Here is a 22,314-nt window from a genome sequence, read left to right as displayed (position 1 = left end):
ACAAACCACCACCGGGTGGTTGTGATCGTCGTCCCAGCCTAGGCCCGGTTGTCGGATCCGGCGATCTCCGCGCGCAACCGCTTGTCGAGCGAGACACGCACCAGCGCCGCCGCCAGCACCTCGGGCCGGCCGTCGGCGAGATCGGCGAGCCGTGCCGGGTCCTCGGGTAGTCCGAGGTCGCGGGCGGCGGCGAGCGCGCGTTTGTCGAAACGCGGCGCGACCCACTCCCACACCGACTGCACCTCACGCAAAAAGATGTCGGCCCCGACCGGACCGATGCCGGTGAAATCCTGGAGCAGTTCGGCCGCCCGGGTGGGGTCGGAGTCGGCGTCGTCGGCGAGCCCACGGAGATCGCCGCGGTGGTCGTCGAGGACCTTCTGCGCCGCCTCGCCGAGGCGGGTGGCGGTGCTCTCGTCATAGCGGACGTAGTGGCCGCGGCCGAGCGCGTCGACCAGCTTCTGCCAGTCGGCGCGGGCCATCTTCTCCGGCGTCCGGTAACCGGCGGTGAACAGTTCGCGCGCCGCGGCCACCGCGATGTCCGCGGAGATCCGCGTACCGAGGAGCAGGGCGAGCACCAACAGTTCGAAAAGCGGCGACGGCGTGTTCTTCAGGGTGATGCCGGCGTCCTGCGCGTAGGTGCGGCCGGCGCGGTCGATCAGTTGTCGCGCCGTGTCCTCGGCGTGGTCCGTGCGGGTCATCGAAGCCGGTTACCCACGCCGGTGCGTGGGCAATCCCGGACGCCGCCGGTCACAACCAGTGACTGCGCCGGAACACGACGAACAGCGTCGCGCAGAGGGCCACGAGACAGCCCAGCACGACGGGATAACCCCACTCCTGGTGCAGTTCGGGCATGTGGTCGAAGTTCATGCCGTAGATCCCGGCGACCATGGTCGGCACCGCGGCGATCGCGACCCATGCCGAGATCTTGCGCATGTCGGTCGACTGCTGGATACCGACCTTCGCCGCCGCGGCCTGCAGGAGGGAGGTGAGCAGCTCGTCGTACTCCAGGACCCGGTCGATGACGGTCGTGAGGTGGTCGGCGACGTCGCGGAACTGGCGCCGGATCTCCTTGGGCACCAGGGGATTACCGCTCGCCGTGAGACTCTGCAGCGGGGCCGCCAGCGGGGTCACCGCGCGACGGAGTTCGAGCACCTCACGCCGCAGGAGGTAGACGGGATCGATGTCGAGTGCGTGAGCCTGCCGACCGAACACGACCTCCTCGATCGCCGCGACATCGGCATCCATCCGGTCGGTGACGGCGAGGTAGCTGTCGACGACCTTGTCGGCGACGGCGTGCAGCACCGCGGTCGGGCCGAGGGCCAGACGCTCGGGGTGCGTCTCCAGGCGACGGCGCAGTTCGGACAACTCGGTGTGCTCGCCGTGGCGCACGGTCAGTACGAAGTCCGGCCCCGCGAAGACCATGATCTCGCCGGTTTCGACGACCTCGCTCGCCTTGGCCATCGTCTCGTGCTCGATATACTGCACGGTGCGCAGGACGAGGAACTGGGTGTCGTCGTAGACCTCGAGCTTCGGCCGCTGGTGTGCGTGTACCGCGTCTTCGACGACGAGTTCGTGAAGGCCGAACGTGGCGCCGACATCGGCCATCTGAGCGTCGTCGGGGGCGTGGAGTCCGACCCATACGAAGCCCTCGCCGGCGGCCCGCACGCGGGCGAGGCCCTCGGTGTAGCTCACCCGTCCCGGTTGCCGGTGGCCGTCGACGTACACCGCGCAGTCGACGATCGCCCGTGCGACGGGGACACGGATCTCGGGGAGCGGGCGGCGTTCGCGGCGCGGTGACAACCCGCGCGGACCAGGCCGGGGGATCGAGGGCACGAGTGCCGATGCTACCCGGCGGGCCCCGTACACTCTCCGAACGTGTCCTTCGACGTCACGGTGTACACGACGACGTTGATCACGCTGCTCGTCATCATGGACCCGCCTGGCCAGATCCCGCTGTTCCTCAGCCTGGTCGGTCAGCGCTCGCCGGAGTACCGGCGGCGCGCGGCCTGGCAGGCGCCGCTCGTCAGCCTCCTGGTGATCAGTGTGTTCGCCGTCGCCGGCAAAGCCATCCTGAACTATCTCCACATCGGGATCCCGGCGCTGCAGGGCGCCGGCGGTTTGCTGTTGCTGCTCGTGGCGCTGCAATTGCTCACCGGCCTCGGCAACGCCGGTAAGCCCACGGCCGCCGACGACGTCAACGTCGCGCTGGTCCCGCTCGGCACCCCGCTGCTCGCCGGACCGGGTGCCATCGCCGCGGTCATCGTCGGTGTGAGCGGCGTCGACGCCGGATCTGGTGGTTATCTGGCCATCGCGGCAGCCATCGTCAGCGTTCACCTGGTGGTGATGCTCGTCCTGCGCTATTCGACGGCGCTCATCCGCCTCCTGGGCATCGGCGGCATCACGCTGCTCGCCAAGATCGCGGGCCTGCTCCTTGCCGCGATCGCCGTGCAGCTCATCGCCGACTCCGTGATGGGATTCATTGCCGAGGGAGCGTGAGCCGACCCGGGGACCCGCCTCGTTCGGACGTGGGAGGTGCTGCGGATACGGTGGCGGGGTGACTGAACGTCGTGTCCGCAAACGTCTCATCACGGTGGCCGGTCTGATCGTCGTCCTGGCGGTGGTGATCGCCGGGTGCGCCGACGACTCGTCGTCTCCGCCACGCGGGGTGGTGATCGGCTCGTCGGAGGACCCGGCGATGCGTGTGATGGCCGAAGTGTACGCGGGAGCGTTGCGCAATTCGGGGTCGGTGGTGTCCGGTGACCAGCTCCGCGGCGACGCGCCGGCGCTGCTGGACGAGATGGACCGCGCTGCGCTCGATCTCTTCCCCGCTTTCACCGGGGAACTGCTGACGTTGTTGTCCCCGGCGTCTACCGCGATCGGCGCCGAGGACGTCTACAACGACCTGAACCGCTCACTCCCGCAGGGGGTTTCGGTCGGCGATGAGACGCCGGTGTCGGCGGCGCCACAGATCTTCGTGTCGACGACCCTCGCCGGGGACGTCGGCGCCACCGGACTCGAGGACTGCGGCCGACTGCCGGCGGGCCTGCCGGTCGTGGCCGTCGCCGAACCCGATGACTCGACGATGCGTGGCTTCGCCGACGCCGGTTGTGCCTTCGGTCCGGTCGAGGTCGCCGCCACCGGAGAGGAGGTACTCCGACGTGCCGCCGACGGCAGCGCGGTCGGGCTGCTGACCCCCCTCGAGATCGCCGGCGAGGACGCCGACGGGGCGTCGTCGGAGGTCCAGGCGCTCCGCACATCACCGGGTGGCGGCGACACCGCGGACGGTGCCGCGGCTGCCGAACCCGCGGACGAGTCGGGTCCGCGGGCGGAGGTGCTGGTCCCGGTGTTCCGTTCCGCGGCACTGAACCGCGATCAGGTGAAGGCCGTGAACAAGGTGGCGGGCGAGATCACCACCGCCGATCTCGCCACCATGGCGGCCGAGGTCGACGGCGGTGCGGACCCGCGCGACGTCGCGCTGGCCTGGCTGGGCGAACACGGGCTGTAGGGAAGACACGACAACGCCGTGCTCATTCGGCCCGCTCGCTTCGCTCCCGGCGCCGTGCTCATTCGGCCCGCTCGCTTCGCTCCCGGCGCCGTGACACCGACACGCCCCGACCGCGTGTCGGTGTCACGACCCGTGCGCGACCACGGACCTATTACGCCTTCGACAGCGCCCAGCCGGTGAGCTTCGCCGACACCCACTGGTACTTCGAGGCGACGAGGCGCACCGAGAGGTCCAGGATCTTGGCGTCGGTGCCGACCAGGATGCGTGCCTTGTTCTTCCGAACGCCCTCGATGATCACCTCGGCCGCATCCTCACTCGTCATCCGGGCGAGGTAGCGGTCGAAGAATTCGGCCGTGGCCTTCTGGTCGTGATCCCCGGACGTGGTGGCGTTCCGGGCGATCGCGGTCTTGATCCCGCCGGGATGCACGCACGACACCTCCACCGGGTGCTTGGCGATGATCATCTCCTGCCGCAGCGCCTCGGTGAATCCGCGCACCGCGAACTTGGCGGAGTTGTAGGCGGCCTGGCCCGGTTCGGCCAGCAAGCCGAACAACGACGAGGTGTTCACGATGTGCCCGTCCCCGGACGCGATCACGTGCGGCAGAAACGCCTTGGTGCCGTTGACGACTCCCCAGTAGTCGACGTCCATCACCCGTTCGATGTCCTTGAACTCGGTGCGCTCGATCTCGCCGTGGTGGGCGATGCCGGCGTTGTTGAACACGACATTGACCACGCCGAAGTGCTCGGCGACGGTGTCGGCGTAGGTGAGTACCGCTTCGCGCTCGGCGACGTTCAGCAGCTGCGAATGCACCTCGGCGCCTGCCTCTGTCACCAGCTTCTCGGTGACGGCCAGGCCGTCGGGGGTGACGTCGGAGATGGCCAGCCGCGCACCGCGACGCGCGAGCTTGACGGCGATGTCACGGCCCATTCCCGAACCGGCGCCGGTGATCACGACGACCTTGCCGCGAAAGTCCTTCATGTCTTGTCTCCTGTGGGTGGGTTCGGTCAGGCGTTGGCGGTGGCGGGCGACGCGATGTCGTCGCCGGTGGCAGAACCGGCCGGCACCGCGGGTGCGGCGGATCGCCGGGCACCGCGGGTCACATCGTAGGCGGCGACGTCGAAGGAACGGGTCGTCTGCCGGAACGCGAAGGTGAAGCCCGGCCACAGTGTGGTGATGTTGCCGTTGGCGTCCTTGTACCAGGAGGCACACCCGCCGTTCACCCACACGCTGTTGCGCAGCTTGTGCTGGATTCCGGCGTTGAACTCCTGCTGGGCGGAGAGCTTCACCTCGGTCCGGGTGATCCCCAGCGCGCGAGAGGTTTTCAGATAATCGACGAGGTAGTTCAGCTGCGACTCGATCATGTACACCATCGAGGTGTGGCCCAGCCCGGTCGACGGGCCCACCATCAGCATCATGTTCGGGAAGCCGTGGACGAACGAGCCCTTGTAGCCCTGCATACCGATCTCGTTCCACACCTGCGCGAGGCTGCGGCCGTCCTTGCCGATGATCTTCTCGAACACGGGGGAGTCGGTGACGTGGAATCCGGTGGCGACGACGATCACGTCCACCTCGCGGACGGTGCCGTCCTTCGACACGATCCCGGTCGGGGTGATGCGGTCGATGCCGTCGGTCACGAGATCGACGTTCGGGCGGGCGAGGGCCGGGTACCAGTCGTTGGACCGCAGGATGCGCTTGCAGCCCACCTGGAAGGTCGGGGTGGCCTTGCGCCGCAGCTCGGCGTCGCGGCCGATGCCGCGCAGGATGTTGGCGCGGCATAGCAACTCGACCGGCTTGAGGGTCTTGGGGGAGTAGGTCAGACCGAACGCGACGACCTCGTTGGCGGCGTAGATGCCACCGCGGACCGCGGACTGGTACCCGGGGACGTTCTTGTAGGCCCAGTGCTCGACGGAGCTGTAGGCGCGCTCGGTGCGGGGGACGATCCACGGTGCGGTCCGCTGGTACACGTCGAGGCGCCCGGCGACCTTCGCGACCTCGGGAACGAGCTGGATCGCCGACGCACCGGTCCCGATCACCGCGACGCGCTGCCCGCCGAAGTCGTGGTCGTTGTCCCAGCGCGCGGAGTGCACGATCTTGCCCTCGAAGGACTCGATGCCCTCGATGTCGGGGAGGTTGGGCTCGCAGAGCGGGCCGACACCGCCGACCAGGACTCGTGCCCGCACTTGATCGGTCTTGCCGTCCTGCAGGGTGTCGATGATCCAACGGCCCTCGTCCTCGTTCCATGCGGTCCGCGTCACCTCGGTGCCGAAGCGCGCCTTCGCGCCGATTCCGAACCGGTCGGCGACCCCGTTGATGTAGTCGTGGATCTCGGGCTGGTGAGAGTAGGACCGCGACCAGGTGGGGTTCTTCGCGAACGAGAAGGAGTAGAGCTGCGAGGGCACGTCGCAGGCCGCGCCCGGGTAGGTGTTGTCGCGCCAGGTCCCGCCGAAGTCGCTACCGCGATCGAGGAGGACGAAGTCGTCGAAACCGTTCTGCTTGAGGCGGACCGCGGCACCCAGACCCGAGAAGCCGGCACCGATGATGGCGATCTCTACATCGTTCGTTGTCATGGTGTCACCATAAGGTGGTACTGAACACGTGTCAATAGCTATTGAACAACACTCAATAGGGGGTAGGCTGTTCGCGTGGCCAGTAGACGAGGACGTGCGCGGTGTCGATGATCAACGGCGAGACGATCGGCGACGAGACGACCGGCGACGAGACGACCGGCGACGACGGAGGTGACCACCGGCGCGCGCCGCACAAACGCACGCGCATGAGTCCCGAGGCACGTCGTGACCAGCTCATCGACTACGGGCTCGCGATGGTCGGGGAACGACCGCTGGAGGAGATCACGATCGACGCGATCGCCGAGGCCGCCGGGGTGTCGCGTGCCCTGCTGTTCCACTACTTCGCGTCGAAGCAGGAATTCCACGTCGCGATCGCACAGGCCCAGGCCGACCGGATGCTCGCCCGCACCGAGCCGGACGAGTCCCTCGGCGACCCGATCGCGATCCTGGCCGCGTCGATGGCGGCCTTCGTCGACTACGTGAGCGAGAACCGGACCGCCTACACCGCGCTGATCCGCGGCGCGTCGAGTTCGGACGCGGCGATGCGGGAGGTCGTCGACCGCACCCGCGAGGTGATGGTCGGCCGGGTTCTCGACCACGCGCCCGTGTTCGGGGTCGAGGTGACGCCGATCGTCGAGATGAGCGTGCACGGTTGGATCGCGTTCGTCGAGGAGACCACGATCCGCTGGCTCACCGCCGAGCCGATCGACGCCGAAGCACTCACCCGGGACGAACTACTCGCCCTCATCACAGCTGCGCTGCCCGCCCTCGCGGCGGCGACGATCCAGTAGAGGCCGGCGACCGGGTTCAGATCCGCTGACCGCCGACCGGTCCCGTGCGACGGGTGCCGGTTGGGACCGAACGACCGCGCAGGAGCAGGCCGAGACCGACCATCCCGACGCCGAGTACGAAGTGCAGCCAGTTGTCGGCGGTGTTCACCGGGACGAAGTTGGCGGCGCTGTGGTGGTCGATCAGGAGTCCGTACACCCAGAGCACCAGGTACACCGCGCCGCCGGCCACGAGGTAGAGGAACGACGAGGACGCCGTCCGCGCCATCAGGATGCCCGCCACGCCGAAGAGCAGGTGGACGATGTTGTGCAGAACCGACACCTGGAAGATCCCCAGGAGGGCGGCCTCGGAATGATGGCCGGCGAAGGTGAGGGTGTCGTAGCCGGTGGTGATGCCCGGGATGAAACCCAGGATGCCGACGAGAAGGAACACCGCACCGACCGCCAGTGCCGCGATCTGGATGGGTGACCGGGCGGTTCGCGCGTTCGCAGATGTCATGAGAGCCGACCTCCGGAAGAGACCTGGATCGTCGCGGCGGGTTCTTCACCACGGCAGGGGACGACTGGGGAGTATCCCCCTCGCGACCTCTCAAACCTGGTGGTCAGAGACCGACCACGTGCGCGGTGTCCGCGCCTCCGTCCAGCTCCTGGATGTCGGTGTCGCCGACCGCCGTGAGTTCGACGCCCGCTTGCAGGGTGCGGATCAGCTCGTCGGTGAACCGGCGGATGGTGCGGTGCGCGGTCAGCGTGTCGGGGTGCCGGGCCCGCAGCGCGAGTCCGTCGTCCGTGCGCGAGATCCAGAACTGCGCGTCGTCGGCGGTGGTCGCGTTCGAGATGTGGTGGGCGTCGATGGTCCGGTGTCGGTCGGCGCCGGGCAGCAGCCGGTAGTCGACATAGGACACCATGAAGATGTCCGAGCGTGTGCGACGGAGTCCGCCCATCGCCTCGATCACCTGTGGGACGGGAACCTCGCCGAGCGTGACCGCGCGACGGAGTTCGGGCCCGGTACGCCGGATCGTCTCCAGCAGATCGCCGGTGCCCACGACCCGCAGCGGGGCATTGGTGGTGAACCATCCGACTGCGTTGCGCCACCTCTCTTCCCGTCGGGTGTGCATCGGGAACAGAAGGGGTAGTTCGGGTCCGCCGCCGCAGCGGCGCACGGCGTCGGCCATCGCGGCCAGCGTCCCGCCGAACACGCTCGCGCCGCTGCGCCGGCACAACTCGGCGAACTGCTCCGTCGCCCGCCGGTCGAGGAGTGCGCGCACCTCGGTGGCCTGTGGCGCGGTGGCGCCGGGTTCGACCCCGAGATCCAGCGGGAAGGTGGGCAGTGTGCCGTCCCGGTCGTCGAAGAACCGGAGCCATCGGCGCATCCGCGGGTCGGACAGTGCGACCGGGGGCGCTTGTGACTCCGCGGCGCAGAAGTCGACGAAACTCCCGCTCATCGCGAGGGCGGTGGGATCGAAAAGCTGGCCGTGCCAACGGTATCCGTCGTACAACCGGTGCAGGTCGTCGATGACGATGGAGATCGAGTAGGCATCCACATGGGAGTGGTCGAATCCGCAGATGATCGTCGACGCGTCGTCGCGGTCGATTGCCGCGAACAGGAACGCGGGGTAACCGAAGGGGTGACACGCGTGATCGAGGGTGTCGCGAAGCCGGTCGCGTAGGATGGTGTCGGCGGTCGTGTCGACCACGCTGCCGAGGTGCAGGACCAGGTCGTCCGGATCGTATGCGTGTCGCCGGATTCCCGCGGGCCCCGCCGAGAACGACGACCGCAGGGTGCCGTGCCGGGCGATGAGCGCCCGGTAGGCGGACCCGAGCGCCGCACGGTCCACGCGCCCGCGGACGGTGAACGCGGCGGCCAGCCACGTACTCGAGTCACCGGCCGTGGCCAGGTGCACGGTCTGGTTGAACGACGGTGGTACGTCGGACATCTCGGGCCGGGCGGCCGAGACGTCCACGGTCCAGGTCAGCAGCTCGCCGGCGGGTGGGCAGTAGCGATCGATGGTGGTGACGTGCACGCCCACTCACGCTCCTCTGCGTAGCGCCGTGTCGGTGGCCGGGGCAGCTCGCCCGGAACCGGCCGCCGGTGCCTGGATTCGCCGATCGCCGGTCGCGGCGATGTCGGTCATGATGTCGCGTAGCCGCTCGTAGTAGGGCCGGGCCACCGACTCGGCGAAGGGCGTGCCCGGGATCTGGCTACCCAGGTAGAGCTCGTCGTGATCGCGATTGATCCACGCCGACGCGTTGGCCGTGCGCCCCTCCCCGGTGAACAGCGCACCGCGCCGGAAGGCCTCGCGCGAGGTGCCGGGGAACCAGCGGAAGTCTATGTACGACAACAGGTTCGGTGCGGTGATGATCGCGTCCGGGGTGGCCCCGGCGGCGGCGATGGCGGCCAGTGCGGCGGCGACCGGGACGCCGGCCAGGTCACGAGCGCGGCGACGGGCCGCATGGGCCGCCGGGATGAGTTCGGAGAACGTCGACGCGCCGGCGAGGGAGAACTCGACCGGGGCGAAGTTGCAGAACCATCCCTGCGACGTCGCGTACCCGTCGAGCGCGGCACGCGTGTTGAACACCGTCATGCCGTAGTAGTCGTCGGCGCCGGCCAGTTCCCGGTCCGCGACGGCGATGGCGGCGTAGATGCCGTCGACGAACCGACCCCCCGCCGCCCGGCAGACGGCGTCGAAGGCGACGATGCCGGCACGATCGAGCAGTGAGACCTCGACCCCGGCCACCTGCGCTGTTTCTCCCGGCCCCAGCCCGAGGTCCAGTGGGAAGCGCGGCATCTGCAGGTCGTGGCGTCGGAAGATGTCCTGCCACGCCCTGGTCTGGGGCGACCCGGCCAGATGCACGGCAGTCACCTCCGCTTCCGCGGCCGCATAGGCGAAGTAACTCCCGGCGGCCGGCGTCGCGGGGTCCGGCTCGGGGTGGCCGTGCCCGTCCGGCCGGATCAGTTCGGCGTAGATCTGCGCGATCTCGTCGAGGGCGAGGGCCTGTGAGGCGCCGTCGGAGAGCGCGTGATCGCACGCCAGGAAGATGGCGAAGCCGCCCGGGCGGCGGACGGCTCCGAAGGAGAAGCCGGGGAAGGAGTCGCTCGGGGTCTCGCGGTCGAATCGGTCGACGAGATAGGGGTGGATGTCCTCGGTGCTCGCCAGTTCGCCGTCGACGTGTGCCTCGAACTCGATGTCGGACGGGTCGACGACATGGGCGGTGACCTCTCCGTCGCGGCATTCGAACCAGGTGCGCAGCACCTCGTGTCGCCGGACGAAGAGCGTCAGGGCGGTCCCGAGTGCCGCGGTGTCGAGGTCGCCGTCGATCTCCGTGCCCGATCCCAGGTATCCGCGATGGGTACGGCCCGCGGCCCGGGCCACCGCAGCACCGCGGACGTGGTTCTGGGCCAGGAAGGTCACCGGTGCGGTGTGGACGGGAGTGGCCGCCGCGGCCGCGCGGCACGCCTCGGTCGGATCGAATCGCACGGCGGTTCCCGGTTGTGGGCGCCAGTTGCCCATGGCCGTGATTCTCATCGGGTCCTCTCGTCGGTCATGCGGGGCGGGCGCCGTCGATCGCGGTGGCGCCGGCGAAGTTCGCGTGGGTGTAGGAGGACAGGGGCAGTCCGGTGCCGGTGGTGGCGAGTACTCGCAGGACGGTCGCGTACGTCGTGAGGAGGTCGCGGATGCTCGCGTCGGCGGGGTCATGGCCGGGATGCCGGGCGGACAGGGTGATCCCGCCGGGTACACGCGCGATCCAGAGGTAGACCTCGCGGTCCGACCGTGAGCCGCCCCGCAGGATCTGCGCGCGGGCCGCCTCCCATTCGGCCGCCCCGGGGACGTGGCGGATGTCGAGATACGACACCACGAACTCGGGTTCGCCGCCGGTACCGAGCAGTTCGACGATGCGCTGATAGGGGAAGGACGGCAGATGGCGCACGGCGTCGATGGCGGCCGCGGTCGCGTCGAGGGCGTCGTCGAACGTGTGGGCGGCGGTGAGGTCGACCTCGAGCGGCGCCAGACCGACATACCAGCCGACCGACCCGGCATACCGTGCCTCGGATCGGGTGTGCATCGGCATCGTGAGCCGCAGCGTGTCCCGGCCGGTGAGTGCGCGGAGGGTGACCGCGAGGGCGGCGAACACCGCGGTCTGGGTACCGTGTCCGCGCGCACGCGCTGCCGAGGTCATGAAGGTCGCCTGGTTGTCGGAGGCGACATACTCGGAGATGCCGCGCTGGCGCGGGGTGCGCGCACGGTCCCGGGTCTGCAGGTGCGGACGGACCAGCGGGAGGTCGAAGCCCGGGGTCTCGGCGGAGCTGTCCAGGAAGGTGCGCCATCGTGCGACGACGGGGTGATCGACGGTGAGTCCGAGTCCCACCGCCCGATCGTGGACGCTGAAGTCGAGATGGCTGCCGACCTCCGCCATCTCGGTGGACGAGCCGCGCCGTGGGGAGAGGTAGAGCCGGCGGATCTCGCTCATGCTCAACAGGATCGAGTACGCATCCATCACCACGTGGTCGGCGGCGAAGGCGACGGTGAAGCCGCGCTCGGACTCGATCGTGGCCACGATGCAGTGTGGCCACCGCGTCGGCGCGAGCCTGGTGTCGAAGACCGCGGTGAGCAGCTCGCGGACGTCGTCCCCCGAGTCGAATCCGCCGACCGCCTCGGCGTCGACGCCGAGATGCGCTCCGCGGTAGGTGCGGCGGCCGTCGTGCGGGTCGTCGGCTGTCGGGTCGGAGGTCGAGCGGAGGGCTTCGTGCCGGGTGATCCACCCCCGCAGGCAGGCATCGAAGTGCTCGTCGTCGAGATCGTCGTCGATCTCGAAAACCGCCCCGAGCCAGGAGGCCTCGTCGGAGTCGCAGGCGGTCGACCGTCGTATCGAGGCGGACTGGTCGTAGGTGAACGGTCGCGGATCGGTGTGCCAGCCCGCGGAATCCGCGCGTGTGGTCGGTGTCCAGATCGTCACCGTCCCGGGCGGGACGGGATAGTCGGACAGTTCGGTGAACTTCATTCGCGGTCGTCCATGCGTCGGTCATCCGTTCTCGGGCCGCGACGCCATGCCATGCCTTCGCCGGCATGGCCCCCCGGCCCATGAGTTCTGATCTGAGACAACAGGAATCGCCCGTACCCCGATGCACGCGCACGACCTTGTCCGACGACGTCCCGGAGGTCTCTCCGGTCGAACGGACCGCATCACGGCCGCCTGTGTCTGAACCGAGCCTAAGCGGTCACATCGGACACGTGCAGCGGCAGGAGTCCGTGAGCTTGATCACGGGGACGGTGTCCAGGTGTGCACGGGCGCACCGTCGGTGTCGGAATCGCGCTGCGAGACAGAGGTTTTTGATCCGAATTGGGTGTTCGGCCCTGCGGTCAAGGGCGTTTCGTTGCGTTCATGTAAAGAACTCATGACGAGCGGCTGCCGCACAGGGGTGGCATCGGAGGGAATGCGCGGTCAGGCCGCGTTGCGCCGAAATGCATTGCCGGGCAGCACGGTATGCCGGGACAGGTCACGTTGCGGCGTCCGGAGAGCTCACCTACCGTGGGCCGAGAAGGGTGCCGGCAGCGGAGCGAGCGGGCCCACTCGAAGTCGAATACACGCATCGGGGGTGCCATGTCCACGACCGTCCCGGCCATCGAGGCCCACGGTCTGACCAAGCAGTACGGCGGGACGCGTGCTGTCGACGCCGTCGACCTCCACGTACCCGCGGGCGGGGTGTTCGCCCTGCTCGGAACCAACGGTGCGGGCAAGACCACCACCGTGCGCATGCTCGCGACCTTGCTGCGCCCGGATGCCGGGGGCGCCCGGATCTTCGGGCACGACGTCGTCGCGGAGGCGACGGCGGTTCGATCGCTGATCGGGGTCACGGGGCAGTATGCCTCGGTCGACGAGGATCTCACCGCCCGCGAGAACCTGATGATCTTCGGTCGTCTGATCGGTTCGTCGCGCCGCCGCGCCCGGGTCCGTGCCGACGAACTGCTCGAGGAATTCGGGCTGGGTGCGGTCGCCACCCGCCGGGTGGGGCACTTCTCCGGCGGGATGCGCCGGCGCCTCGATCTCGCGGCTTCGCTGATCACCCGGCCTCGCCTGCTGTTCCTCGACGAGCCGACCACCGGACTCGACCCACGGACGCGGGCGCAGATGTGGCAGACGGTTCGTGAGATGGTGTCGCGCGGTTCGACCGTATTGCTGACCACCCAATATCTCGACGAGGCCGATGAACTCGCCGATCACATCGCGGTCATGGATCGCGGCCGTGTGGTCGCCGACGGGACCGCCGACGAATTGAAAGCCGGAGTCGGCGACATGAGTGTGAAACTCGAATTGGCCGATGCGGACGATCTGATCGCCGCGGCAGAGGTGTGCGCGCCGTTCACCGCGAACGGCGAGGCGACGATCGCGCGCGACGAGGGCATCCTCGTGCTGCCCATGTCCGACATCGACCCCCTCGCCGACATCCTCGGTGCGCTCCGCGCGCGCGGGCTCGGGCTGACGTCGGTCAACGTCGTGCGCCCGACCCTCGACGAGGTGTTCTTCGCGCTGACCGACGGGGGCGACCCCACGCGATCGGCACCGATGGCGGCACAGGCGGATTCGGCGGGAGCCCGCGCATGACCACCGGTTCCCTGCAGCCGAGCGCACTCGCCGCCGGCGACGCCCCGGCTGAACCCCACGACCGGGTTCGGCCGACCGCCGCGGTGATGCAGTCACTCACCATGACCCATCGTGGCCTGCTGAAGATCAAACACAACCCGCAGCAGCTGTTCGACGTCATCGTGCTTCCCATCGTGTTCACGGTCATGTTCTCCTCGATCTTCGGCGGCGCGATCGCCGGGAACGTGGTGGGCTACCTGCCGCTGCTCATTCCCGGCGTACTGGTCCAGGTGTGTGTCGCGGCGTCGGTGGTCACCGGCGTCCAGCTGCGCGAGGACCTCGATCGCGGGGTGTTCGACCGGTTCAAGTCGCTGCCGATCGCGCGCATCGCGCCGCTGGCCGGCGCACTGGTGGCCAACACGTTGCGGTACGTGGTGGCCTCGGCCATCACGGTCTGCGTCGGGGTGATCATGGGGTACCGGCCGGCGAGCCCCGTGGGGGTCGCGGTCGCCTGCGTCCTGATCGTGGTGGTGGCATTCTCGCTGAGCTGGATCTTCGCGCTGCTCGGCGTCCTGCTCGACAAGGCGTCGACCGTCCAAGGCGTCTCGATGCTCGTGCTGATGCCGATCACCTTCGTGTCGAACGCCCTCGTCCCGATCGACACCATGCCCGGGTGGATGCAGGCCTGTGCGTCGGCGAATCCGGTCTCCCATCTCGTCACGGCGGCGCGCGGACTGGCCGCGGGCGAGGACGTGGGAACCGACATCGCCTACACGCTCGTGGGCGCGGCGGCGGTCCTCGCCGTCGTGGTGCCGGTGACCCTGCGGACCTACATGCGGCGGACCTGAGTGTCCGCACCGAACCGATCAGCGCAAGGAGTAGCCATCATGGGCACGCCGCTCACCTTCTCGGTGGTCGTCCCGGTCTTCGACGAGGAGGACACGATCGGCGACTGCCTGACCCGCCTGGCCGCACAGTTCGACCAGATCACCGAGATCGTGGTGGTGGACAACAACTCGACCGACGGCGGCCGGGCGGTGATCGATGCCTGGTGTTCGGCTGATCCCCGTGTCCGGGTGATCGACGAAGCACGACAGGGGTTGGTCTACGCGCGCAACGCCGGACTCGACGCGGCGACCGGTGATCTCATCGCCCGCATCGACGCCGACACCCGGGTGCCGCCGGACTGGGCGCGGACGATCGTGGAGTTCTTCACCGCGGATGTCCGCGGTGACTGGGCGGCCCTGTGCGGGCGAGGGGAGGCCTACGACGTGCCGCTCGCCGGCAGGTTGGACCGGTGGAAGACCCGGCTGCACCCGCTGAACAAGTTGCGGGGCGAGCAGTCCGTGTCCGAGGTGCCTGTCCTGTACGGCTCGAACATGGTGCTGCGCCGTGCGACCTGGGTGCGGATCCGGGACCGTGTCAGCATGCGCCGCAACATCTTCGAAGACGTCGACATGGGACTGTGTGTCGGTGACGCCGGGGGTCGTAACGCGTTTCTCCGCTCGCTGACCGTCGGGGTGTCACCGCGCCGGATGGAGACCGGCATGGTGCCGTTCGTCCGCTACATGAGTTTCCTGCCGCGCACGTTCCTGCTGCACCGTCGCTTCGGGTTGGCAGCGGGTTCGGCGGCGGTGTACGTGCCCGCAATCACGGTCGCGCATGCGCTACGACTCGTCGTGTTGCGGTCCTACGACTCCCGGACCGGGCGTGTCGACCCGCGAAACCTGTTGCGGGGCGGTGGTTCCGATCGAGTCCTCCCATAGGGTCGGGCGGTCGGTCGGCGTTCCGGGATCAGCCGGCGCCGCGCACCGTCGTGACAAGCATCGTGTCCTCGACGATGTCGGCCGCCGCGTGTACGGCCTCGTCGGGGGCGATGAGCCGACTGCGGAGCTCGGCGGACCGTCCCCGGACCTCGGTGTCCAGGATCGTGTCGAGGGCGCCGATCAGCGACTCCGATGTCACCCGCGCCATCGGCAGCGTGGCCCCGACCGCGGCCTTGCTCACCGCCCGGCCCCAGATCGGCTGATCGGCGCCGACCCACGTGATCAGCGTCGGCAGGCCGGCACGCAACCCGGCGGCCACCGAACCCGCGCCGCCGTGGTGGACCGCGGCCCGGCACCGCGGCAGCACGGTGTCGTGATCGACGTGTCCGACGACGCGGATCGCGTCCGTGAGTCCCGCTGCCTCGGATTCGGATGCGGCAGCGCCGGTTTCGGTCGACATGAAACCGCTCCAGCCGCCCGACACCAGCAGGCGGATCCCGAGTCGCCGCGCTGCGGTCCGGAATGCATCGGCCAGACCGTCGGGGTCGGCGGGCAGCATACTGCCGAAGCCGACGTACACCGGGGCGTCGCCGGCGTCGAGCCAGTCGGCCAGCGTCCCCGCTCCCGAGGCCCCGTCCAGTCCGGCGTCGCCCACCCCGGCGCGTTGCGCGGCCGCAAGGGTGAAGAACCCGACCAGCGGCCGGCGCCGGCCCCACTGGGTCGCGAGTCCGTCGAAGAGGGCCGGATCGTAGGCCTGGATCTCGGGAACGCCGGTACGGCCGATGAGTTCGGAATACGGGTGGTTCAGCGGCGACAGTCCGAGATCGGCCCGCAGCGTGGTCTCCGCCGAGCGGGTGGCGAGCCACAGGGCGCGTTCGGCCCCGCGCCAGCTCAGGTCGTTGACGATCGCCGGGGCGTCGATACCCAGGTGCGCGAGCAACGACACCGAGCTGTTGCGCCGGATGGGGCAGTAGTGCAACGGGATGTGGGGGATGCCGAGGACCGCCGAGACATTGTGGGCGCGTTCCTGACCGGCGCTGCTCGCGATGATCGCATCCGCGCCGTCGGCGAGTTCGAGCAACCGCTGCTGCATCGCCCGGCCATCCCGCACCGACATCGCCGACACCGCACGCAACCGGGTCCGGGGGTTCTTCGACCGCATGTCCTCCCGGACCATCTCGGAGTCGAGCAGGGCACGGGTGCTCGACCCGTACGACTCGGTGGGAACCCCTGCGCCGCTGCCGAAGTCGACCAGGTCGGGTGGCAGCGCGAGAGTCGCCGTATGGCCCCGGCCCACGAGCTCGGCGGCCAGGGCGACGGCCGGCTGGGCATCGCCGCGACTGCCGTTGACTGCGATCACGAACCTCAACGTCGAACCCCTCACGTCTGGGTGCGGTCGGATGGGCGACCCGTGCCCGGCGGTGGCGGATCGGGACCGATTCTAAACACGGTCGGCCACTGCGGCGCGCGGCCGGAGACCGGGATCACCACCCGGCCGGGAACCAGGATCACCGGGCGGTCGGCATGAGGATCTCGTTCGTGATCAACGGAACCCGCGGGGACGTCCAACCGGCGACGGTGCTGGCCTGCGCGCTCGCGCGGCGCGGACACGACGTCCGTCTCGGGGTGCCGCCCAACATGATCGGGCCGGCTCTGGAGTGGGCAGACGGCATCACCGGGCTCGAGGTCGTGCGTCTCGGCGTGGACACCCGGGCCCACCTCGAGTCGGTGGCGCGAGCCCGGAAGCAGGCCGGCCGTCATCCGCTGCGACGGCTGCGCGTGCTGCTGTCGCTCCGGAACGCCGGGTGGGACCAGCTCGTCTCCGACATGGCCGGGGTCGTCGACGGTGCCGATGTCATCGTCACGGGATTGATCACCGAACAGCCCGCTCTCGCCTTCGCCGAGTCCGCCGGCGTCCCCCTGATCTCCCTTCATCACGCGCCGGTGCGGCGTAACAGTCGGGTCGCACCGGTGCCCGGTCAACTCCCGGGCGGACCGCGTGCCGTCCGGACGCAATGGGCCGCCTACGACGCCGCGTTCGCCGTCCTCACCCGACGGCGTGAGCGCCGGCTGCGCATGCACCTCGGGTCGCCCGGGTCGTCGGCTTCCTACGCCGCCCGACTGCGGGCAGCGCCCGGCCTCGAATTGCAGGCCTACGACCCGATGTTCGGCGTAGAGCACGAACGCAGATGGACCGCCGACTCCGCGGTTCGTCGTCGTCCGACGGTCGGTTTCCTCGGATCGCCGGCAGACCAGCCCGTCGCCGGGTCCGACGCGCTCACGTCCTGGCTCGACGCCGGGGACGCCCCGATCTATGTCGGATTCGGGAGCATGCCGCTGCGGGGAGAGGCGGCCACCTTACGCGTCGTCACCGAACTCGGTCGGCGGCTCGGTCGACGAGTCCTGGTGTGCGCCGGCTGGACCGAACTGGACGCCGAGGTCCGGGCCGAGATCGCATCCGAGGCGGTGCGGATCGAGTCCCAGGTCGATCACCGCACGGTCTTCGGCCGATGCGCGGTGGTGGTCCACCACGGCGGCGCCGGAACCACGGCGGCCGTTCTGCGCGCGGGCCGGCCGTCGGTCGTCTGCTGGTACGGCGCGGATCAGCCGTTCTGGGGCGCCGAACTCGAACGCCTGGGGGTCGGCGTGGCGATGCCCATGGCCCGCGCGGGACGGGACCTGGACGTGGACCGGTTGACCGACGCCGTCGCGTCGATGCTCGATCCCGCAGCCGCCGAGCGGTCCGGACGGCTCCGCGACGCCCTGGTGGCCGAGGATGTGGCGCTCGGGGACGCCGTGCGCGAGATCGAGCGTTCGGTGACAAGCTCGAGCACGGGGCCACGGCTCCCACAGGGACCACACAGTCACAGCGCAACGAAGGTGGACGTATGACGACGACGAAGTCGCCCATGGCAGAACAACCCGACGCCGGGCGGGCACCGGGTCTGCGTGGCCTCGCAGCCCGGCTCCGCGACGAGCGGGCGGCGATCCGAGGCGAGCGCCTGACCTCCGAGGACGCCCCGTTCTGGTTCGTCACGCCGGCACTCGGCTGGTCGGTGGTGCTCCAGCTCGTGTGGGTGTTCGACGAGGAGGTCTCGATCGAGACGCTGACCGCGATGAACGCCGCGTTCGCGCGAGGGCGCCTCAACCGCATGCTCGTCGTACCGGATGTCGTCGGAGCCCGCCCGCGGTGGATTGCCGCGCCCGACGCACCCGGGCTGGCCGCCGACAGCCGACCGGTGTCGGAGGCGAAGATCGACGACTGGGCGACCGCCGAGATGTCCTCGGTTCCCCTCGACGCCGAGGGCGGGCGGTGCTGGCGCCTGCGGTCGGCGCCCACCGCGTCGGGTGGAACGGTGGTGTCCCTCTGTGCCCTGCACGTCGTCACCGACGGTCGCGGCATGCTCGCGGCGGCCGCCGAGGCCGCCTCGGCGTCGGAGGTGCCACTGGCTCGCGACGCGGACCGGGCGTCCGGGGCCGATCCGGCGGCGACGACGCGTCCGCCGGTCTCGTGGCGGCGGCAGCGGATCGGCGACCTCGCCGACGCCGGGTCGCAGGCCGGCGCGGTCCTCGCCGGGCTCGTGCGGGCGGCACTCGAGCAGCGCAAGGCCGGTGGCCCCGAACCCGACCCGCGTCCGGTCCGTGCGCCGATAGCCGAACGGTCGCCGGCCGCCGACTTCACCTGGGCGACCGCGACGGTCCCCGCGACGGACTTCGACCGGGTCGCCGCCGAGCACGACGGCACCGCGAACACTCTGTTCATCGCGGTGGTCAGCGGCTTGCTGCGCTCCAGTGGCCATGCGCCGCTGCCGAATCCGATCAAGGTCGGGGTGCCGGTCGACCGTCGTGAGAGCGAGGCGGACACCCGGTCCAACCCGATCGCCGGTGTGTCGGTGTACCTCACCGACGAGCCGGTCGCCGGTGGCGATCTCGGCGGGATCCGGGCGACGTGCAAGGCGGCTTTCGTCCGACTGTCGGAGGGCCGCCGGGCACCGCACATCCACCTGCGGCCGTTGGCCTGGTTCCTGCCGCCCGCGGTCATCGTGAAGCTGGTCAGCGCGGGCAACGGGATTCCCGACGCGGTGATCTCCAACCTCGGCGACATCCCCCCGGAGGCGACGGTGCTCGGCGGGCGGTCGGCGCGCAAGGTCGCATTCCGCGGCATGGCTCAGGGCGTCGACGCCTCGGTCGGCCAGCGCTTCGGTGACGGCGTCCAGTCGTGGCTGGTCCGCACCCGTGATCAGGTGACGTTCACCGTGCTCGGTTGCGACGAGACGAGTTTTCCCTCCGACGCGGTGGTCGCGGACCTGCTCGACCGGGAACTGACGGCCTGGGGTCTGCCCCATGAGATCTGGTGATCATGTCACCTCGTGAAGCTGAGGAGCACACGTGACGGCAACGGCAACCGACACCCGTCGCGCCGAGGTACTCCGCGTGACCGGCCCCGACGAGTCGTACCTGCTCGTCGCGGAACTGTTCGGGATGGGTGCGCCCATCCAGATCACCTGGGTCTTCGACGACGACCCGGGGGACGCGGCGATCGAGTCGTTGCGCGCCGGACTCGCGGCCGGGCCGCTACACCGTGCGGTGTCGCGCCGTCGGGTCCCGTTCGCCAGGCACCGCTGGGTGCGATCGCCGCTGCCAGTCCACCCCGGGCCGGTGCCGGTCGTCGAGGCCGACGCCGTCGGGGAGTGGGCCGACGCCGTCCTCCGCGCGAGCCGTCTCGATCCCGTGCGGGGAACGGGCTGGCAGCTCGACTCGGCCCGGATCCGCGGCGGCGGGCGGGCGGTGTCCCTGCTCGCCTCCCACATGATCACCGACGGTCACGGCCTCTACCGGCTGGTGGCCGACGCCGCGGCGGGCCGCACCGCCGGTCTGCCCGCTCCCGTCAGCGGACACTCCTGGGAGGCGGTCCGCGCCGACGCCGCCGACGCCGCCGAGTCGGTGCGCGCAGCCGCCCGATCAGCGCGAATCCTGATCCGCGAGGCCCGGGCGGCGCGAGGCACCGACACCGGGTCCGCCGACACCCGATCCGCGCCGGGTTCGTCGCGTACCACGCGTCCGGCGAGACCGCGGTCCGCGCCCGAGCCGGACACCACGCTGGCGACGGTCGACGTCTCGGCAACCGAATGGGCCGCGCGCGCCACCGAGCACGGCGGCACCGGCAACTCCCTGTTCACCGCCTTGCTCGCCGGTATCGTGCACCGTTCGGGTCGCCCGCTCGACGGACCGATGAAGGTGTGCATCGCGGTCAGCAAGCGGCACGGCGACGACGACAATCGCGCCAATGCGTCGGGCGGGGTGTGGATCCGCCTTGCCGACCCCGTCGAGCCGGACGCCGACCTCACCGCCATCCGGTCGTCGAGCAAACGGGCCTTCGTCGACTACGCCGAGTCCGGGGCCGATCAGGCCGCCGACAACCTGCAGCCGATCGTGCGCATTCTGCCGAGACGACTCATCGGTCGGTTGATGCGCGGAATCCCCGGACCCGACACCACCGTGTCGAATCTCGGGGCCACGCCCGACTCGGCGATGCGGATCGGTGGTCACACGGCGTCCCGGTTCGCCATCCGCGCGGTGATGCAGGGGATGCCCGCCCAGGAGCGGCGCGAACGCGGCCCGGCGGTCGCCGCCTGGGCGGTCACCTACGGCGACACCGTCACGCTCACCTTCTTCGGCATCGACCCCGACGATTTCGGCGATCCCGTCCGGCTGCGCACACTGATCGCCGACGAGTTGACCGCCTGGCGGATCGGGCATCGATTCTGGTGACGCCGGCACACATCGCGATCGTCCTGTACGGCAGCCGGGGCGACATCCAGCCCGGTATCTGCCTCGCCCTCGAACTCCAGGTGCGCGGCCACCGGGTGAGCGCCCTCGTCCCACCGAACCTGGCCGGTCTCGCGCGGGCAACGGGCGTGCGGGATGTCCACGAGATCGGTCTCGACTCCGACACCGCGTGGTCGTCGGAGGATGCGCGGTCGGCGCGCAACAGTCGTAACCCATTGGCGCGGATGGCGTTTGCGTTGCGGACGGTCCGCGGCGGATTCGACGCCCTGGACGCCGCCCTCGAGCGACTCTTCATCGCGGGTACGGCGCCGCTGCGCGACACCGACCTCCTCGTCGTCGCGCCGCTGTGCCAGGACCGCGGGCTGGCGGTCGCCGAACATCTGGGCATCCCGCTGACCGTGCTGAGATACGGCCCGATGTCGGAGAACGGACTCCTCGGCGCCGTACCGGGACTCACCGACAGTTGGTCGCCGGACTGGAAGCGGCGCTCCTGGCGCCTCGCCGACCGGCTGACCTGGGCCGCGACGGGGTGGAACGAGAACCGCTTCCGTCGCCGGATCGGCCTGGCCCCGAGCCGGCGACCGCTGGCGCGACGGTTGAGCGCCGAGCGGATCCCCCAGATCCAGGCCTACGACGCGGAGATGGTGCCGGGCCTCGCCGCGGAGTGGGACGATCGCAAACCCGTCGTCGGATTCTTCGACCTGCCCGCGGGAAGCCGGGCGGGTATCTCCGAGATCGACGCCGAGGCAACCGATCTCGCGCGCTGGCTCGAGGCCGGTGAACCCCCGCTGTTCGTCACCTTCGGCAGCATGCCGATCCTCGACCCGGAGGCTCTGATCACCCGCTGGCGGACAGCCGCCCGTGCCCAGGGGGTGCGCTGCCTCATCGCCATGGGAGATCCGACCGGAGTCGATCCCGACGACCCGGACGTGTTCCACGTCGCGGGTGTCGACCACGCGTCGGTCCTGCCGCGATGCGCGGCCGCGGTCCATCACGGCGGCGCCGGCACCACCGCGGCGAGTCTGCGGGCCGGCCTCCCCACCCTGGTCTGCGCGGTCACCGCCGATCAGCCGTTCTGGGGCGAACGGGTCCGTGCCCTGGGCGTCGGGGCGGCCGTCCGGCTGTCGAGTGTCACCGACGACGATGCGCGCGCGGGTCTCGCGGTCCTGTTCGACGACGGAACCCGTTCGGCCGCTGCTGCTCTCGCCCGCCGGATGACGCCCGCCGACAAGGCCGTCGCGGCGGCCGCCGACATCTGCGAAGCCCGGCTGACCTAGAACCCACATGACGACTGCGGCCACCGACCCGCTCGGGTCGG

Annotated in this window: 19 protein-coding genes; 10 read left to right on the top strand and 9 right to left on the bottom strand. The window is 70.1% G+C overall.

Annotated elements, in window-relative coordinates; translation table 11 throughout:
* Nucleotides 1–38: 38 nt before the first annotated feature.
* On the bottom strand, nt 39–698 hold the full coding sequence (locus ACFVHY_RS11705; protein ID WP_390271904.1) for an endonuclease: 660 nt from the start codon (nt 696–698) through the stop codon (nt 39–41).
* 49 nt (nt 699–747) lie between these two features.
* Nucleotides 748–1,833 carry a magnesium and cobalt transport protein CorA gene (locus tag ACFVHY_RS11700; protein ID WP_390271902.1) on the bottom strand — a complete coding sequence of 362 codons (1,086 nt, stop codon included), beginning with the start codon at nt 1,831–1,833 and terminating at the stop codon, nt 748–750.
* Nucleotides 1,834–1,875: 42 nt separating this feature from the next.
* Between ACFVHY_RS11700 and ACFVHY_RS11695 the strand changes: the two genes are divergently transcribed.
* Both ACFVHY_RS11695 and ACFVHY_RS11690 read left to right on the top strand, forming a co-directional pair.
* Entirely contained in the window at nt 1,876–2,496 is a 621-nt protein-coding gene (locus ACFVHY_RS11695; protein WP_211538110.1) for a MarC family protein, read from the top strand.
* A gap of 58 nt (nt 2,497–2,554) precedes the next feature.
* The gene (locus ACFVHY_RS11690) at nt 2,555–3,505 is read left to right on the top strand and encodes a glycine/betaine ABC transporter substrate-binding protein (RefSeq protein WP_390271900.1); all 951 of its coding nucleotides are present in this window, start codon (nt 2,555–2,557) and stop codon (nt 3,503–3,505) included.
* Nucleotides 3,506–3,656: 151 nt separating this feature from the next.
* Here the strand turns inward: ACFVHY_RS11690 and ACFVHY_RS11685 are convergent, their stop codons facing one another.
* Both ACFVHY_RS11685 and ACFVHY_RS11680 read right to left on the bottom strand, forming a co-directional pair.
* Nucleotides 3,657–4,484 carry an SDR family NAD(P)-dependent oxidoreductase gene (locus tag ACFVHY_RS11685; RefSeq protein WP_390271898.1) on the bottom strand — a complete coding sequence of 276 codons (828 nt, stop codon included), beginning with the start codon at nt 4,482–4,484 and terminating at the stop codon, nt 3,657–3,659.
* Nucleotides 4,485–4,510: 26 nt separating this feature from the next.
* On the bottom strand, nt 4,511–6,073 hold the full coding sequence (locus tag ACFVHY_RS11680) for a flavin-containing monooxygenase (RefSeq protein WP_390271896.1): 1,563 nt from the start codon (nt 6,071–6,073) through the stop codon (nt 4,511–4,513).
* Between the two features lie 206 nt (nt 6,074–6,279).
* On the opposite strand from ACFVHY_RS11680, the gene ACFVHY_RS11675 reads away from it, so the two are divergent.
* Nucleotides 6,280–6,864: a TetR/AcrR family transcriptional regulator gene (locus ACFVHY_RS11675; RefSeq protein ID WP_390272224.1), complete on the top strand. Its 585-nt coding sequence runs from the start codon at nt 6,280–6,282 to the stop codon at nt 6,862–6,864.
* Nucleotides 6,865–6,880: 16 nt separating this feature from the next.
* Here the strand turns inward: ACFVHY_RS11675 and ACFVHY_RS11670 are convergent, their stop codons facing one another.
* The 4 genes from ACFVHY_RS11670 to ACFVHY_RS11655 form a co-directional block, all read right to left on the bottom strand.
* Nucleotides 6,881–7,360 (bottom strand): DUF4383 domain-containing protein, encoded by a 480-nt coding sequence (locus tag ACFVHY_RS11670; protein ID WP_065632816.1) that lies wholly within the window; start codon nt 7,358–7,360, stop codon nt 6,881–6,883.
* Nucleotides 7,361–7,463: 103 nt separating this feature from the next.
* Nucleotides 7,464–8,888 carry a condensation domain-containing protein gene (locus ACFVHY_RS11665; RefSeq protein WP_390271894.1) on the bottom strand — a complete coding sequence of 475 codons (1,425 nt, stop codon included), beginning with the start codon at nt 8,886–8,888 and terminating at the stop codon, nt 7,464–7,466.
* Nucleotides 8,889–10,385, bottom strand: a complete 1,497-nt coding sequence (locus ACFVHY_RS11660) for a condensation domain-containing protein (RefSeq protein WP_390271892.1) — start codon at nt 10,383–10,385, stop codon at nt 8,889–8,891. It abuts the gene before it with no gap.
* Between the two features lie 16 nt (nt 10,386–10,401).
* Entirely contained in the window at nt 10,402–11,859 is a 1,458-nt protein-coding gene (locus tag ACFVHY_RS11655) for a condensation domain-containing protein (protein ID WP_390271890.1), read from the bottom strand.
* Nucleotides 11,860–12,459: 600 nt separating this feature from the next.
* Here ACFVHY_RS11655 and ACFVHY_RS11650 point away from each other — a divergent pair.
* Genes ACFVHY_RS11650 through ACFVHY_RS11640 form a run of 3 tightly spaced genes read left to right on the top strand, consistent with a single transcriptional unit; the run spans nt 12,460 to nt 15,206 of the window.
* A complete protein-coding gene (locus ACFVHY_RS11650; protein ID WP_390271888.1) occupies nt 12,460–13,461 on the top strand; it encodes an ATP-binding cassette domain-containing protein in 1,002 nt (333 codons plus the stop codon).
* Complete coding sequence (locus tag ACFVHY_RS11645) at nt 13,458–14,288, top strand: ABC transporter permease (RefSeq protein WP_269554203.1); 831 nt, start codon at nt 13,458–13,460, stop codon at nt 14,286–14,288. The genes ACFVHY_RS11650 and ACFVHY_RS11645 overlap by 4 nt, the downstream gene beginning before the upstream one ends.
* 39 nt (nt 14,289–14,327) lie before the next feature.
* Nucleotides 14,328–15,206, top strand: coding sequence for a glycosyltransferase family 2 protein (locus ACFVHY_RS11640; RefSeq protein WP_390271886.1), 879 nt, complete (start codon nt 14,328–14,330; stop codon nt 15,204–15,206).
* A 28-nt stretch (nt 15,207–15,234) separates the two neighbouring features.
* On the opposite strand, the gene ACFVHY_RS11635 is transcribed toward ACFVHY_RS11640, so the two are convergent.
* Nucleotides 15,235–16,566: a glycosyltransferase gene (locus ACFVHY_RS11635; protein ID WP_390271884.1), complete on the bottom strand. Its 1,332-nt coding sequence runs from the start codon at nt 16,564–16,566 to the stop codon at nt 15,235–15,237.
* Between the two features lie 179 nt (nt 16,567–16,745).
* On the opposite strand from ACFVHY_RS11635, the gene ACFVHY_RS11630 reads away from it, so the two are divergent.
* The 4 genes from ACFVHY_RS11630 to ACFVHY_RS11615 are packed head-to-tail and all read left to right on the top strand — an operon-like array spanning nt 16,746 to nt 22,273.
* Complete coding sequence (locus ACFVHY_RS11630; protein ID WP_390271882.1) at nt 16,746–18,098, top strand: glycosyltransferase; 1,353 nt, start codon at nt 16,746–16,748, stop codon at nt 18,096–18,098.
* Nucleotides 18,095–19,564: a hypothetical protein gene (locus tag ACFVHY_RS11625; protein WP_390271880.1), complete on the top strand. Its 1,470-nt coding sequence runs from the start codon at nt 18,095–18,097 to the stop codon at nt 19,562–19,564. Before ACFVHY_RS11630 ends, ACFVHY_RS11625 begins: the two co-directional genes overlap by 4 nt.
* A gap of 31 nt (nt 19,565–19,595) precedes the next feature.
* Nucleotides 19,596–20,978: a hypothetical protein gene (locus ACFVHY_RS11620; RefSeq protein ID WP_390271878.1), complete on the top strand. Its 1,383-nt coding sequence runs from the start codon at nt 19,596–19,598 to the stop codon at nt 20,976–20,978.
* A complete protein-coding gene (locus ACFVHY_RS11615; protein WP_390271876.1) occupies nt 20,975–22,273 on the top strand; it encodes a glycosyltransferase in 1,299 nt (432 codons plus the stop codon). Before ACFVHY_RS11620 ends, ACFVHY_RS11615 begins: the two co-directional genes overlap by 4 nt.
* The last annotated feature ends 41 nt before the right edge of the window (nt 22,274–22,314 follow it).

The sequence above is a fragment of the Gordonia sp. NPDC127522 genome (genome assembly GCF_042672305.1).
Lineage (GTDB): Bacteria > Actinomycetota > Actinomycetes > Mycobacteriales > Mycobacteriaceae > Gordonia > Gordonia hongkongensis.
Note: the sequence above shows the minus strand (reverse complement) of the source record. Positions and strands in the feature narration are given on the sequence as shown.

Excerpts from the sequence above, each read along its gene's own strand:
- ACFVHY_RS11705 (WP_390271904.1), bottom strand. The coding sequence starts at position 698 with ATGACCCGCACGGACCACGCCGAGGACACGGCGCGACAACTGATCGAC.
- ACFVHY_RS11685 (WP_390271898.1), bottom strand. The coding sequence starts at position 4,484 with ATGAAGGACTTTCGCGGCAAGGTCGTCGTGATCACCGGCGCCGGTTCG.
- ACFVHY_RS11680 (WP_390271896.1), bottom strand. The coding sequence starts at position 6,073 with ATGACAACGAACGATGTAGAGATCGCCATCATCGGTGCCGGCTTCTCG.
- ACFVHY_RS11675 (WP_390272224.1), top strand. The coding sequence starts at position 6,280 with ATGAGTCCCGAGGCACGTCGTGACCAGCTCATCGACTACGGGCTCGCG.
- ACFVHY_RS11670 (WP_065632816.1), bottom strand. The coding sequence starts at position 7,360 with ATGACATCTGCGAACGCGCGAACCGCCCGGTCACCCATCCAGATCGCG.
- ACFVHY_RS11660 (WP_390271892.1), bottom strand. The coding sequence starts at position 10,385 with ATGAGAATCACGGCCATGGGCAACTGGCGCCCACAACCGGGAACCGCC.
- ACFVHY_RS11655 (WP_390271890.1), bottom strand. The coding sequence starts at position 11,859 with ATGAAGTTCACCGAACTGTCCGACTATCCCGTCCCGCCCGGGACGGTG.
- ACFVHY_RS11650 (WP_390271888.1), top strand. The coding sequence starts at position 12,460 with ATGTCCACGACCGTCCCGGCCATCGAGGCCCACGGTCTGACCAAGCAG.
- ACFVHY_RS11645 (WP_269554203.1), top strand. The coding sequence starts at position 13,458 with ATGACCACCGGTTCCCTGCAGCCGAGCGCACTCGCCGCCGGCGACGCC.
- ACFVHY_RS11640 (WP_390271886.1), top strand. The coding sequence starts at position 14,328 with ATGGGCACGCCGCTCACCTTCTCGGTGGTCGTCCCGGTCTTCGACGAG.
- ACFVHY_RS11625 (WP_390271880.1), top strand. The coding sequence starts at position 18,095 with ATGACGACGACGAAGTCGCCCATGGCAGAACAACCCGACGCCGGGCGG.